At 74.6% G+C, this 12,541-nt stretch carries 13 protein-coding genes; 2 read left to right on the forward strand and 11 right to left on the reverse strand.

Features of this window, described 5'->3' with window-relative positions; all coding sequences use genetic code 11:
- Nucleotides 1-93: 93 nt before the first annotated feature.
- The 5 genes from ACFYML_RS13425 to ACFYML_RS13445 form a co-directional block, all read right to left on the reverse strand.
- Nucleotides 94-699 carry a winged helix-turn-helix domain-containing protein gene (locus tag ACFYML_RS13425; RefSeq protein ID WP_387420848.1) on the reverse strand — a complete coding sequence of 202 codons (606 nt, stop codon included), beginning with the start codon at nucleotides 697-699 and terminating at the stop codon, nucleotides 94-96.
- 311 nt (nucleotides 700-1,010) lie between these two features.
- A complete protein-coding gene (locus ACFYML_RS13430; protein WP_387420849.1) occupies nucleotides 1,011-1,601 on the reverse strand; it encodes a winged helix-turn-helix domain-containing protein in 591 nt (196 codons plus the stop codon).
- Between the two features lie 51 nt (nucleotides 1,602-1,652).
- Nucleotides 1,653-2,144, reverse strand: coding sequence for a rhodanese-like domain-containing protein (locus ACFYML_RS13435; RefSeq protein WP_387420850.1), 492 nt, complete (start codon nucleotides 2,142-2,144; stop codon nucleotides 1,653-1,655).
- 56 nt (nucleotides 2,145-2,200) lie between these two features.
- Nucleotides 2,201-2,653 (reverse strand): cysteine dioxygenase, encoded by a 453-nt coding sequence (locus ACFYML_RS13440; protein WP_387420851.1) that lies wholly within the window; start codon nucleotides 2,651-2,653, stop codon nucleotides 2,201-2,203.
- 116 nt (nucleotides 2,654-2,769) lie between these two features.
- Nucleotides 2,770-3,147, reverse strand: a complete 378-nt coding sequence (locus ACFYML_RS13445) for a signal peptidase I (protein WP_387420852.1) — start codon at nucleotides 3,145-3,147, stop codon at nucleotides 2,770-2,772.
- A 167-nt stretch (nucleotides 3,148-3,314) separates the two neighbouring features.
- Between ACFYML_RS13445 and ACFYML_RS13450 the strand changes: the two genes are divergently transcribed.
- Nucleotides 3,315-4,262: a DUF3500 domain-containing protein gene (locus ACFYML_RS13450; protein WP_387420853.1), complete on the forward strand. Its 948-nt coding sequence runs from the start codon at nucleotides 3,315-3,317 to the stop codon at nucleotides 4,260-4,262.
- 158 nt (nucleotides 4,263-4,420) lie between these two features.
- On the opposite strand, the gene ACFYML_RS13455 is transcribed toward ACFYML_RS13450, so the two are convergent.
- The 6 genes from ACFYML_RS13455 to ACFYML_RS13480 form a co-directional block, all read right to left on the reverse strand.
- Nucleotides 4,421-5,179, reverse strand: a complete 759-nt coding sequence (locus tag ACFYML_RS13455) for a class I SAM-dependent methyltransferase (protein ID WP_387420854.1) — start codon at nucleotides 5,177-5,179, stop codon at nucleotides 4,421-4,423.
- Between the two features lie 42 nt (nucleotides 5,180-5,221).
- A complete protein-coding gene (locus ACFYML_RS13460; RefSeq protein WP_387420855.1) occupies nucleotides 5,222-5,746 on the reverse strand; it encodes a DUF2231 domain-containing protein in 525 nt (174 codons plus the stop codon).
- A 77-nt stretch (nucleotides 5,747-5,823) separates the two neighbouring features.
- Nucleotides 5,824-6,564, reverse strand: a complete 741-nt coding sequence (locus ACFYML_RS13465; protein ID WP_387420856.1) for a GAF and ANTAR domain-containing protein — start codon at nucleotides 6,562-6,564, stop codon at nucleotides 5,824-5,826.
- Nucleotides 6,565-6,747: 183 nt separating this feature from the next.
- The gene (gene secA2 / locus ACFYML_RS13470) at nucleotides 6,748-9,042 is read right to left on the reverse strand and encodes an accessory Sec system translocase SecA2 (RefSeq protein WP_387420857.1); all 2,295 of its coding nucleotides are present in this window, start codon (nucleotides 9,040-9,042) and stop codon (nucleotides 6,748-6,750) included.
- Between the two features lie 152 nt (nucleotides 9,043-9,194).
- Entirely contained in the window at nucleotides 9,195-10,283 is a 1,089-nt protein-coding gene (locus ACFYML_RS13475; protein WP_387420858.1) for a zinc-binding alcohol dehydrogenase, read from the reverse strand.
- Nucleotides 10,276-11,316: a Gfo/Idh/MocA family protein gene (locus ACFYML_RS13480; RefSeq protein ID WP_387420859.1), complete on the reverse strand. Its 1,041-nt coding sequence runs from the start codon at nucleotides 11,314-11,316 to the stop codon at nucleotides 10,276-10,278. Before ACFYML_RS13480 ends, ACFYML_RS13475 begins: the two co-directional genes overlap by 8 nt.
- A gap of 191 nt (nucleotides 11,317-11,507) precedes the next feature.
- On the opposite strand from ACFYML_RS13480, the gene ACFYML_RS13485 reads away from it, so the two are divergent.
- On the forward strand, nucleotides 11,508-12,521 hold the full coding sequence (locus ACFYML_RS13485; protein ID WP_387420860.1) for a glucosyl-3-phosphoglycerate synthase: 1,014 nt from the start codon (nucleotides 11,508-11,510) through the stop codon (nucleotides 12,519-12,521).
- Nucleotides 12,522-12,541 lie beyond the last annotated feature (20 nt).

Consider the following 12,541-nt stretch of genomic DNA (forward strand, 5'->3'; position numbering starts at 1 on the left):
GCCGGGATTCGACCGGGCGGTCAGCCCCCGGTCTGCGTCGGGTCGAACGATGCGGGGCTCCGTCCGGTCGCGCCAGCGGGTTGGTCGAGCGGGTCAGCCGGTGCGATCGATGGTGACCCGGGCGTCGTCGGCGAGCCGGTAGCCGACGCCGTAGACGGTGGTGACCAGGGGGACGTCCACCCCGACCTTGCCGCGCAGCCGGCGGACGTGCACGTCGACGGTGCGGACGCCGGCGTGCTCGTACCCCCAGACCGCGTTGAGCAGTTGCAGCCGGGTGAACACCCGGCGGGGGTGGGCGACGAGGTGCAGCAGCAGGTCGAACTCCAGCCGGGTGAGCGGCAGCGGCTCGCCGTCGCGCAGCACCGACCGGGACGCGGCCAGGATGTGCAGGGTCGGGATGGCCGGCGCGAGCGGGCGGCTCGGCGACCGGCCGACCGGCACGGGGTCGACCCGACGTTCCGCCGGCCCGCCGCTGGTGATCACGGCGTCGCCGCGTTCCAGCAGCTCGCGGGCGGCCTCCAGCAGCCGCCGGGCGGCCGGGCTCAGCGACTCCTCGCCGGCCAGCGGGATGTTGAGGGTGACCGTGAGCACCGGGGTGGTGGTGTTGGCGGGGCGACGCTGGCCGCCGGGCGGACGACCGGGGACCGCGGGTTGGGACGTATGCCATCCGGCGCGCGGCGAGGCGGGGCTGACCGACATGGTCCTCCTTGGCTGGTCCGGGTGCTTCCCCACGGCCCGGGACACCGCTTCATCGATGCTTCCGGGCGCCTGTGCGCGGGTCAAGGGGCGGCTACGTTGCATGACTGTGACAATTGACGAACACATCGGAGCCGGATGCTCGCTCTGCGTACGAGTCCGTTGATTACAGCAGAGCGACGAGATGGCCCGTTACGGGGGGTCCCCACCCGGTTGACCGGTTCACCTGGATGGGTCGCCGTGGGCGGCAGCGCCGAAAATGTGAGCGCGGCGCATCGGGCCGCCCGGTACGCCGCGCCGTCGCCACCCCGCCCTCAGCGGTCGCGGTCCACCACGATCCGGGCCTCGTCGGCGAGCCGGTAGCCGACGCCGTACACGGTGGTCACCACCGGCGTGTCGACGCCGAGCTTGGCCCGCAGCCGACGTACGTGAACGTCCACGGTACGGGCCACCGCGTGTTCGTACCCCCACACGTTGGCGAGCAGTTGGAGCCGGGTGAACACCCGCCGGGGATGCTCGGCGAGGAAGAGCAGCAGCTCGTACTCGATCCGGGTCAGCGGGATCTGCACGCCGCCCCGGCGGACCACCCGGGTGCCGGCCAGGATGCGTACCGGTTGGGGCTTCTCGGCCGGCTGCGGCGGGGCGGCCGGAGCGGGTGGCTCGGCGTCGCGCCGCAGGTCGGGCACGGCGCGGACGGCCTGGTGCTCGTCGGTCGGGACCACTCCCGCGCCGGACGCGGCGAGTTCGTCGAGCAGGTCGACCAGGCGGGCCAGGCCGGGTGTCAGCCCGGCGGCGCCCAGGTCGAGGGTGATGGTCACGGTGGGTGTCGTGCGGGGCCGCGGCGGCGCGGCCCGGTCGGGGCGGCCGGACCGGTGCGGGCGCGGGGAGATGGCGACGACGGACATGGAGCCTCCTGAGTGGCGGTCGCGCCCGCCACGCCGGGTGCGGCGTGGCGGTCAGCGGGGCGCCCGGCCGGTGGTGACCGGGGGCGCGGCGGACGAGGATCGGAGCGGCGGGGTGGGACCGAGGGTGGGCAGCCCGGCGATGCGCCAGGCGGCGAACCCGCCGACCACGTCGGTGGCCCGGTGCAGGCCGAGGTCCTGGAGCGCGGCGGCGGCCAGCGAGGACGTGTAGCCCTCCTGGCACAGGATCACCACCGGCACGTCGTAGTCGACGGCCTCGGGCAGCCGGGCCGGGCAGCGCGGGTCGAAGCGCCACTCGAGCACGTTGCGCTCCACGGCGAGGGCGCCGGGCACCGTGCCGTGCGCGGCCCGCTGGCCGGCCGGGCGGATGTCGACCAGCAGCGCCCCCGTCCGGTACGCGAGGTGGGCCCGCTCGGGATCGAGGCGGCGCAGCCGGCGACGGGCGGCGGCGAGGATCTCGTCGATACCCCGCGAGCCTGGTGGCGGGACCGGACAGCTCTCGGTACGGGTGGGGCGCTGGGGCATCGTCGGGTCCTTCCGGGCAGCGTGGGTCGGGGGCACGGGTGCGGCGGGCGGCGGCGTCACCAGGCCACCCCCGCCTCGGCCACCTCGGCGACCAGGAGTTGGCCGGCGACGAGGCGGTAGCGGGTCATCCGGCGCAGCGCGGGCCGGTAGACGTGCACGCTGACCGCCGGCCGGTCCCCGCGGTTGGTGACGAGGTGCACGTGGCGGGCTCCGAAGCGCCGGCCCGCGCCGGCGGCGAGCCGGTGCGGGCGGAGCCTTCCGCCGCTGACGGTCTCCTCGGTGAGGGTGCCGGCGACCACCAGGAAGGCGCCTTCGGAGCCGCCGTGGTCGTGCAGGTCGGTGCCCTGCCCGGGCAGCCAGCTCAGCGCCCACACCTCGTGCGTGGCCTCGGCGGCCAGGCGCGCGTACCACCGCTGCGCCGGGTCGAAGCGCAGCGGCACCGGCCAGCGCGCCGGGTCGGCCCAACGGGCGGCGACGGCGAGCAGGTCGGGCGGATCGATGCGGGTCATCGGCGGTTCGTCCTCACGGGTACGGAGCGGCGCGGACCACTTCACTATAGGAGGCAAACCCTATAGGTTTAGTAGGCAATACCGGATGCTGGGACGGCCCGAGCGGATCCGGGCGGTCAGCGCCGGATCGGCGGGTCCACCCGGTAGCCGGGCACCGACGGCCAGCGGACGGTCAGCACCACCGACTCCCGCTCGGCGTACCAGGAGTGGTCCACGCCCCGGCCCCAGACCACGTAGTCGCCCGGCTCGCGCAGCAGCACCGTCCGGTCCCGCAGCTCGATCCGGAACGCCCCGCTGATCAGCACCAGCAGGGCGGTGCGCCGCTCCCCCGTCGCCCACGCCGAGCGCGTCTCCCCGGCCGGGTGCACGCCCCACTTCACCTCGACCTCGGTGCTGTGCCGCACGTCCCCGAGCGGCTTGAAGTGGCCGAGCAGCCAGCCCGCGTCGGTCGCCCCGTCCACCGCCGCGTTGCCGACGTACACCCGATCGTCCATCCGTACCCTCCCGTGCCGGCTCGGCAAGCTACCAGGCGCCGACCCGGGCCCGGCAGCACCTCCGGCCGCCCTGATCCTCGACCCGCCCGCGACGCAAGCCCCACCCCGTCCGAGCTGACCCGCCGGGCCCCCGGCGCGACGGCCGGTCGGGCAGGTATACAAGGGCAGTGGAGGATCCCCTGCCCGAGCAGATGCGCGCGGCGGCCGGCGCGTGGCTGGCGGCGCTCGACGAGCCGGCCCGACAGCGGGCCCGGCACGACTTCGCCGACGAGGCCGCGCGGCGCTGGCTGGAGTACCGGCCCCGGTCCCGGCCCGGGGTCAGCCTCGCCGCCGTGGACGTCACCGCCCGCAAGGCCGCCCACCAACTGCTCGCCACCGCGCTCAGCCCGCCCGCGTACGCCCAGGCCATGGCGGTCGTCGCCCTGGAGGAGGTGCTCGACCGGGCGGAGAGCTGGCGGCGCGGCCGGCACAGCGGCGACTACTGGGTGGCCGTCTTCGGCGACCCGGCCCGCGACGACCGGTGGGGATGGCGGTTCGAGGGGCACCACCTGTCGGTGACGATGACCGTGGTCGACGACCAGGTCTCCCCCGCCCCACTCTTCCTTGGCGCCAACCCGGCCACCGTCCGGCACGCCGGCCGCCCGGTCTCCCGCCCGCTCGGACCCGAGGAGGACCTGGCCCGCGAACTGCTCGACGCGCTCGGGCCGGCCGGCCGGGCCGCCGCGATCATCGCCGACGAGGCGCCCGGCGACATCATCAGCGCCACCCGGCCCACCGCACCGGACCGGCTCGACCCGCTCGGCGTGCCCCGGGACCGGCTCACCCCGACCGGCCGGGCGCTGCTCGACCAGCTCGTCGCCCTCTACCTGGACCGGCTGCCGCCCGAGCTGGCGGCCCGCGAGGCCGGTCGGCTCGACGGTGGGGAGCTGCACTTCGCCTGGGCCGGCCCCACCCGGCCGGGCCAGCGGCACTACTACCGCGTCCAGGGCGACGACCTGCTGATCGAGTACGACAACACCACCGATGACGGCAACCACGCACACACCGTGCTGCGCCGCCCGGCCAGCGACTTCGGCGCCGACGTCCTGGCCGCCCACCACGCCACCGCCCACTAACCCACCCCACCCCACCCCACCCGCCGCCGGTCCCGCCCGGGTCCCGCCGCCGGTCCCACCCCGGTCCCGCACCGTTGATCAAGAAGTTCGGGTCTGGTTGGAGATCGACTCCGACGCGAACTCCTTGATCAACGCCTGCCTCGGGGGCGGGGTGGGGGTCAGGGGTGGTGGGCCTCGATGAGGAAGCGTTGGGCGTGGGTGGTGAAGGGGCCCTCGGCGCGGATCTGGTCGTGCAGGCGGCGCAGCTCCGGACGGTAGCGGTCGACCGTGAAGCCGGGGACCGTCCAGATCACCTTGCGCAGGAAGTACACCACCGCGGCGATGTCGTGGAAGACCGTCCGCAGGGTGGCCGTACGCAGGTCCACCACGGCCAGCCCGGCGGCCTCGGCGGCGGCGACCGCCTGCTCCGGGTGGCGCGTAGCCGGCGGCGGGAGCGGCCCGAGGATCGCCTCGCTCAGTTCCCGCTGGGTGCCGGCGCCGATCTGCTGGGAGAGGTAACTGCCGCCGGGGCGCAGCACCCGGGCGATCTCGCTCCACCAGGTGTCCACCGGGTGCCGGCTGACCACCAGGTCGAAGGAGCCGGCCCGGAACGGCAGCGGCGGCCGCTCCGCCACCTGGACGACGGTGGCGCCGACCCGGCGCAGCGTACGGCGGGCGACCGCGACGTTCGGCGGCCACGCCTCGGTGGCGACCAGCAGCGGGGGCGGGGCGGGCACCTCGGCCAGCACCTCTCCGCCGCCGGTGTCGATGTCCAGCGCGGCGTCGACGGTGGCCATCCGCGTGCCGACCAGACGGGCGTACCCCCACGGCGGGCGTTCCTCGCTGGCCCGCCCGGCCAGCCAGGAGAAGTCCCAGCCCTCGACCGGCACCGCCGAACCCTCGGCGATCAGCTCCTCGAAGTCACCATCCGCGCTCATTCCGCCGAGCCTGTCGTAGCGGCGCCGGACGCGGCAACGGGTTTACCGGACGCGACCGGCCACCCGAGCCGGCGGGCGGATGATCTCCACGGTGGACGCCGGGAGCTCGGCGAGCGCGTCGAGCCCGCCCTGCTCGCTGGCCCGGCCGCGGTCGAACTGCCGCATCAGCCCGGCGCCCAGCCACACCCCGACCGACCCGACGGCCAGCGCCAGCAGCTCGGTGGCCAACTGTCCGCCGGTCGCGCCCCGCTGCGGCGCGTGGGCCCGGATCAGGCAGGTGAGCAGGAACAGCGCCGCCATCGCGGCGTTGACCAGGTTGACTGTGACGGCGGTGCGCCGGGTCCGGTCGGCGCGCACGTCCCACAGATCGACCATCCCGGCGACCGCGGTGAGCGCGGCGGCGACCAGGGCAGCCACGGCGGTCCAGTAGCCGACCTCGCCGAGGAAGGCCGGGCCGCCGGCGACGTCGGCCAGATCGAAGACCGCGGCGCTGACGAAGAGTCCGAACGGGAACGTCACCAGCATCGGTTGGATGGGGTGCCCCTGCACCCGCAGTCGGCTCTCCATCGGTCCCTCCCCGGGTCGGCGCAGCTCACCAGTCCAGGGTGCTACCCGCGCGCCACCAGGGCGAAACGAACGCCCGCTCAGGTCTCCCGGGGCCGGGACACCGTGGACACCAGCCGCTCGGCGACCTCGCGCAGCGGGATGTCCAACGAGGCGGCGGCGCTGCGCAGCACCGCCAGCGCCTCCGGCGCCGGGCAGCCGCGCTGCGTCATGATCACCCCGACGGCCTGCCCGATCACGCCCTCCTCCAGCAGCGCCGCGTCGAGCTGGCCGGCCTGGGCGGCCTGCCGCTCCCGGTCCCGCACGGCGGCGAGGAGCAGCCCGGCGTGCTCGGCCAGGAGCATCGCGGTGAGCTGGTGCCGGGGGGTGAGCGCGTCGGCTGGCTCGGCGTACAGGTTTATCGCGCCGATCACCTGCTCGTCCACGTCGACGGGCGCGGAGATCACCCCACGTACGCCCAGCCCGCGGGCCCGCCCGGTCCAGGCGGGCCAGCGCGACTCCCGGTCGAGGTCCACCGCGGTGATCATTTCGCGCCGCCGGATGGCGGCCAGGGCCGGCGTGTCGGGGCCGTGCCGCAGGTCGTCCAGCTCGGCCCGGGCGGCGTCGGAGGCGGCCACCCCGGCCGGCTCGCCGGCGCGCAGCGCGGTGAAGCCGCAGCTGTCCACCCCGGGTACGGCGTCCCGGGCGACGCGGACCAGCCGGGCCAACGCCTCGTCGAAGTCGGCGACGGCGATCAGGCCGGCGGTCAGTTCGCGCAGCAGGGCGGCGGTCTCCAGCACATTGAGTGGGTCGGTCACGGGTTCCCGCGTGTCGAGGTTCACCGGGCCACGGCCCCCGCCACCTCCGACCACGCGGTGTCCCCGTTCGGCGCCATTGCCTGTCCCATCCGCTCTCTCCCTGACTCGAAGCCCCGGCCTACTACCCTGACAAACCAGGTTCGAAACAGCGCAAAGGGGTCCCTTCCGGCGCGCCGTGCGCCGGGGAGGGACCCCTTCGTCGATGGGTCAGCGGGATCCGGAGATGAGCCGCCGCCCCACCGAGGCGATCAGCCGGTCCAGCTCCGAGCCGAACGGGTTGTCGTGCACCAGGTACGTCCAGGTGGCGCTCGGCCGGACCAGCTTCGCGGCGTCCGGCTCCCAGCCCTCGTCGAACTCGGTCTCCTCGAAGGTGGCGATGGTCCGTGCCTCGATCTCCGGGACGAGTGCGTTGAACGCCGGGACGGCGCTGCGGTGGAACTCGTCCAGCGGGTCGAGGCGGCCCAGCGCCCGCAGGTGCACACCCTCGCGGATCTCGGAGAGCTCGGCCAGGTGCTCGGCCCAGAGCCGGTCCAGGTGGTAGAGGGCGATCTTCCGGGCCACCTCGGCGAGCAGGTCCTCGTCCATCTCGCCGGCCTTCTCCGGCACCCGCTCCAGCAGCATGAGCGCGGCGATGTCGCTGGTCAGCAGCCGCTCCCGCCGCTCGGCGAGGGCCTTGCGCTGCTGCTCGATCACCACGCTGTAGCGCCAGGTGTTGCGGTGAATCTCGTGGTTGACGCCCTCCGCGACCCGCTGGGCGTGCTCCACCGCGTAGTCGACCTGCGGGTCGGTGACCAGGCCGTCGGCGTTCATCCGGGGCGACGCCGGGACGGTGTCGCCGGCGTGCCGGACGACGAGGTCGTCCTCCAGGCTGACGAAGAAGACCGACCCGCCCGGGTCGCCCTGCCGGCCGGCCCGGCCGCGGAGCTGGTCGTCGACCCGGCGGCTGTCGTGTCGGCCGCTGCCGATCACGTACAGGCCGCCGAGGTCGGCCACCTGCTCCCGGTCGGCCTGGTCGCTGCCGCCGAGGCGGATGTCGACGCCGCGGCCGGCCATCTGGGTGGAGACGGTCACCGCGCCGTGCGCGCCGGCCTCGGCGATGATCGCCGCCTCCTCGTCGTCGTTCTTGGCGTTGAGGACCACGCAGGACACGCCGGCCGCGTGCAGCCCGGCCGCCAGGCCCTCGGACTCCTTGACGTCCAGGGTGCCGACCAGCACCGGGCGGCCCGCCTCGTGGCAGCGCTTGATCTCGTCGATCAGCGCCTCCTCCTTCTCGGCCCGGGTGGCGTAGATCCGGTCCGGCTCGTCCTCCCGGATGCACGGGGTGTTCGGCGGGATCACCGCCACCTCGAGGCCGAAGAACTCGCGGAGCTGGTCGCCGACGAGCACCGCGGTCGCGGTCATCCCGCAGACCTTCGGGTAGAGCGCGATGAACGCCTGCACGGCGATGGTGCCCAGCACCTCACCCTCGGCGGTGGCGTCCAGGCCCTCCTTCGCCTCGACCGCGGCCTGCAGCCCGTCCGGCCAGCGGCGGCGCTGGGCCACCCGGCCGCGCATCTCGTCGATCAGCTCGACCGAGCCGTCCCGGACGATGTAGTCCACGTCGCGGTGCAGCAGGGCGTGCGCGTGCAACGCCACGTTGACCGCGGAGAGCTGCCCGACGTGCTCCTCGTCGTACAGGTCGATGCCACCGAGCTTGGCCTCGACGGTGGCCAGGCCGGCGGAGGTGAAGGCGACGCTGCGGCCGTCCTCGGCGATCGTGTAGTGCTTGCCCTTGCGCAGGCCGCGGACCAGCCCGGCGGCCGCGTGCACCGGGTCCTGCTCGCCGGCGACCGCGCCGGCGAGCACCATCGGCACCCGGGCCTCGTCGATGAGGATGGAGTCGGCCTCGTCGACGATGGCGGTCTTCAGCGCCGGCTGCACCCGGTCGTCGAGGTCGGTGACGAGCTGGTCGCGGAGGAAGTCGAAGCCGGCCTCGCTGACCGAGACGTAGGTGACGTCGCAGGCGTACGCGGCGCGCCGCTCGTCGGGGGTGGAGGCCTCGTTGACCCAGCCGACGGTGAGCCCGAGCAGCCGGTAGACCGGCGCCATCCACTCGGCGTCGCGGCGGGCCAGGTAGTCGTTGACGGTGAGCACGTGGACCGGGCCGTTGCCCATCCGGACGTGGCCGTACGCGGCGATGGTCGCGGTGAGCGTCTTGCCCTCACCGGTGGCCATCTCGGCCACCTTGCCGGAGAGCAGCGCCATCGCGCCGAGCAGCTGGACGTCGTAGGGCCGCTGGTCGAGGCCGCGGCGGGCCGCCTCCCGGCCGATCGCACAGATCTCCTCGTACCCCTCGGCCTGCCCGGCGGCCTCGGTCAGCTCGGCGTCGGAGAGCTTCTCCAGCTCCGCCTCGCGGGCCTCGACGGCCGGCAGCAGCTTCTCCAGCGGGGCCAGGTCCACCGTCGTCCCCGGGCGCTGGAGGAACCGCCGGAACCTGGTCTTCAACCGTTGCGACACACCCATGAGCGGCAACGGTACGCGAACCGGAGCCGATTGTGGCCCCCGACCGTCGCCGGGTCTGTCCGGTGTCCGGTTTCCTGACCGTTTCGGCAGCTCAGAGCGGTTGCGGCCGATGACCGTCGGGAGGGTCGCCGGCGGCCGCGCGGGCCCACGGGTCAGCCGGCGAACACCACCTGGAGTTCCTGCCGGCGGCGCTCGGCCAGGTCGATCAGCAGCGCCGGCGCCTCGTCGAGGGGCACCACCGCCGTCACGACGTGCTTGCGGATCAGGTCGCCGTACTGGCGCAGCAGCTCGATGGTCTCCGCGGAGAGCCGTTCCCGGTCCCAGGTGGGGGCGAGCCCGCGGGGCACCCGCCCGATCTGGGCGCAGCGCAGCGACAGGCCGTTGTGGTGGAACTCCTCGCCGAGCCGGACCTCGTCCGCGCCGGACTGGTAGAACGCGAGGTCGATGACGGTGCCCTGGGGGCGCAGCAGGCGCAGCGCGAGGTGCAGCGCCCAGGCCTGGCCCCGGCACTGGAACACCACGTCGGCGCCCCGGTCGCCGGCGGCGTGGTGCCACCGGGTCTTGAGCACCACCGCCGGGTCGTCCGCGGCCGGGTCCAGGGTCTCCAGGCCGAGCGCCTCGGCCACCTCGCGCCGGGCCGGGGTGGGGTCGAGGACCACCACGGACGCGGCGCCGTGCCGCCGGGCGAACAGCGCGGTGAGCAGGGCGACCACCCCACTGCCGACCACCGCCACCCGGCGGCCGCGTACGCCGTCGCCGAGCGAGCGCACGTCGGTGCCGCACAGGTCGGCGGCGGCGTGCAGCAGCCCGTTGGCGCAGATCGGGCCCATGTGCGCGACGTAGACGCCGAGCAGCGGGTCGAGGTCGTCGGGGAGTGGCACGAAGCGTTCGGCGAGCGGGTCGGCGACGTATCCGGTGCGGTGGCCGTAGGTCATCGCACCCACGGTGCCCACCGGGACGGCCGGGGTGCGGCTCTCCACCACCCGGCCGACCTGCATGTAGCCGAGCCGGGTCACCGGGTACGGGGTGCTCGCCGCGCCGGGCTGGAACAGCCCGAGATGACTGTTCCAGGTGACGTTGAGGTAGGGGTTGGTGCCCTTGACGTAGCTCAGCTCGGTGCCGGCGGAGACCCCGCTGCACACCGTCGCCACCCGGAAGGTGCCCTCGCGCAGCTCACCCGCCTCCTGCTCGACCAGCTCCACCGCGCCCGGTCCGTTGACCACGACCACCCGGTCACGCATCGACGGTCACCCCGGTCGGTTCGGCCGGCACCGCGTCGGCGACCGGGGTGGTGGGCCGGGCGGCCGGCCCGGTGGGCAACGCCACGCTGCGCCCGGTCCGCGCCGACTCCGCCACCGCGAGGGCGAGCCGCTGGGTGCGCAGCGCCTCGGCGTACGGGACGCGGATGTCGTCGCCGATGCCCCGCACCGCGTCGACGAAGGCCCGGTCGACGGCCACCCGGGCGCCGTCCGGGTCGGCGGGCAGGTGCCGCTCCCCCTCACCGTCGCAGATCAGCAGGCCGTCCTCGGCCAGCGACATCGCCAGCCCGTCGGCGAGGATCTCCACGCCGGCCCGGTGCTTCCAGCCGAGCACGCAGGCCGCGGCGAGGGTGCCGACCGCGCCGGAGGTGAAGCGCACGGTCGCCGCGGTGACCGAGTCGATGTCGGCGCCCTCCACCGGCGGCGGGGTCCCGTCGCCGTACGCGGTCACCTCCGACGCCTCGCCGACCAGCACCCGGACCAGGTCGAGCACGTGTGCGGCCTGCTCGACCACCGGGCCGCCGGAGCGGTCGCACCGGGCCCACCAGGCCACCGGCGGGACCTTGTCCAGCCAGGCCGCGCTGACCATCCGCGCCGGGCGGTCGGCGAGCAGCTGCCGGGCCTCCGCCACGACGTGCAGGTAGCGCCAGTGGTGGCCCACCGCGGTGAGCAGGCCCCGCCGCTCGACCAGCGCGGCGATCCGTTCCGCGGTCTCCAGGTCCACCGCCACCGGCTTCTCCACGAACATCGGCACGCCGGCGTCGATGACCGCCTCCTCCACCGGCCCGTGCGCGAACGGCGGTACGCAGACGTACACGGCGTCCGGGCCGGCGGCGAGCAGTTCCGCCACGTCGGCGAAGGGGCGTCCGCCGTACGTCCCGGCGAGGGCCTCCGCCGCGTCCCGGGCAACATCGGTCACCCCGACCAGTTCCACGTCCTCGAAGCCGGTCAGCACGCGGGCATGGCGTTGCGCCACCCCACCGGCCCCGACCAGTCCCACCCGGCACGTACGCATCGGTCGACCCTCCCGCCGCGACTCACGAAGCTGCCGACTGCTCTCCCCTGGTCGGCGCGCAACCAAACGTTCACCGGCGAGGAACCAGCCGGAGAGTGGGGGGTGATCACGCTGTTCGGCATGATCCGGTTAGCGCGGGGTGCGTAATGGGAAAAGCAAACCCGCGTTTCCGCCACAACCTGGGGGTGCCAGTGCGGGATACACAAGCAATCGTTTCACCTGTGGTGGAAGCCTGGGCCACGTACCGCACCACCTCGGCGGACGACTGGCCGGCGCAGCGGTTGCTGCGGGCGAAGGGTGACAGCCGGGTCAGCGTGGTGCTGCCGGCGCGCAACGAGGAGGCCACGGTCGGCGCCATCGTGTCGACGATCCGCGGGCACCTGATGGACCAGATCCCGCTGGTGGACGAGCTGATCGTGGTGGATTCCCGGTCGACCGACCGGACCGCCCAGGTGGCCCGGGCGGCCGGCGCCGAGGTGGTCAGCCAGGACGCGATGACGCGGGGGCTGCCCCGGCTCTCCGGCAAGGGCGACGCGCTCTGGGCGGGGCTGGCGGCGGCCGAGGGGGACGTGGTCGCGTTCGTCGACGCCGATCTGCGCGAGTTCCGGCCACACTTCGTCACCGGGCTGATCGGCCCGCTGCTGACCGACCCGTCGGTCGATTTCGTCAAGGGCTTCTACCACCGGCCCCTGGTACGGGCCAGCGGCGTGGAGCCGGACGGCGGCGGGCGGGTCACCGAGTTGACGGCCCGCCCGCTGCTGAATCTCTTCTGGCCCGAGCTGGCCGGGTTCGTGCAACCGCTGGCGGGCGAGTACGCCGGCCGCCGAGTGGTGCTGGAGCAGGTGCCGTTCGTCTCCGGGTACGGCGTGGAGACGGCCATGCTCATCGACCTGTTGGAGCTGGTCGGGCTGGACGCGCTGGCCCAGGTGGACCTCGGCCAGCGCAAGCACCGCCACCAGGACGCCGCCGCGCTGGGCCGGATGTCCGCCCAGATCATGCTCACCGTCTGGTCCCGGTTGCAGCGGCGGGGCTGGGCGAGCCCGGACGCCGTTCCGAGCACCCTGCTGACCCAGTTCCGGCGGGGCGGCTCGGAGGCGCTGCCCAACCTGGACCGGGAGATCGTGGTCAGCGACATCTCGATCGAGGAGCGCCCACCGCTGGCCCAGTTGCGGCACCGGGTGCCCCGGCGACGGGTCGCGGCGTGAGCGGGCGCGTCCGGCTCAGC

Source organism: Micromonospora sp. NPDC007230 (assembly GCF_042869115.1).
Taxonomy (GTDB): domain Bacteria; phylum Actinomycetota; class Actinomycetes; order Mycobacteriales; family Micromonosporaceae; genus Micromonospora.

Excerpts from the sequence above, each read along its gene's own strand:
- ACFYML_RS13425 (WP_387420848.1), bottom strand. The coding sequence starts at position 699 with ATGTCGGTCAGCCCCGCCTCGCCGCGCGCCGGATGGCATACGTCCCAA.
- ACFYML_RS13430 (WP_387420849.1), bottom strand. The coding sequence starts at position 1,601 with ATGTCCGTCGTCGCCATCTCCCCGCGCCCGCACCGGTCCGGCCGCCCC.
- ACFYML_RS13435 (WP_387420850.1), bottom strand. The coding sequence starts at position 2,144 with ATGCCCCAGCGCCCCACCCGTACCGAGAGCTGTCCGGTCCCGCCACCA.
- ACFYML_RS13440 (WP_387420851.1), bottom strand. The coding sequence starts at position 2,653 with ATGACCCGCATCGATCCGCCCGACCTGCTCGCCGTCGCCGCCCGTTGG.
- ACFYML_RS13445 (WP_387420852.1), bottom strand. The coding sequence starts at position 3,147 with ATGGACGATCGGGTGTACGTCGGCAACGCGGCGGTGGACGGGGCGACC.
- ACFYML_RS13455 (WP_387420854.1), bottom strand. The coding sequence starts at position 5,179 with ATGAGCGCGGATGGTGACTTCGAGGAGCTGATCGCCGAGGGTTCGGCG.
- ACFYML_RS13460 (WP_387420855.1), bottom strand. The coding sequence starts at position 5,746 with ATGGAGAGCCGACTGCGGGTGCAGGGGCACCCCATCCAACCGATGCTG.
- secA2 (WP_387420857.1), bottom strand. The coding sequence starts at position 9,042 with ATGGGTGTGTCGCAACGGTTGAAGACCAGGTTCCGGCGGTTCCTCCAG.
- ACFYML_RS13475 (WP_387420858.1), bottom strand. The coding sequence starts at position 10,283 with ATGCGTGACCGGGTGGTCGTGGTCAACGGACCGGGCGCGGTGGAGCTG.
- ACFYML_RS13480 (WP_387420859.1), bottom strand. The coding sequence starts at position 11,316 with ATGCGTACGTGCCGGGTGGGACTGGTCGGGGCCGGTGGGGTGGCGCAA.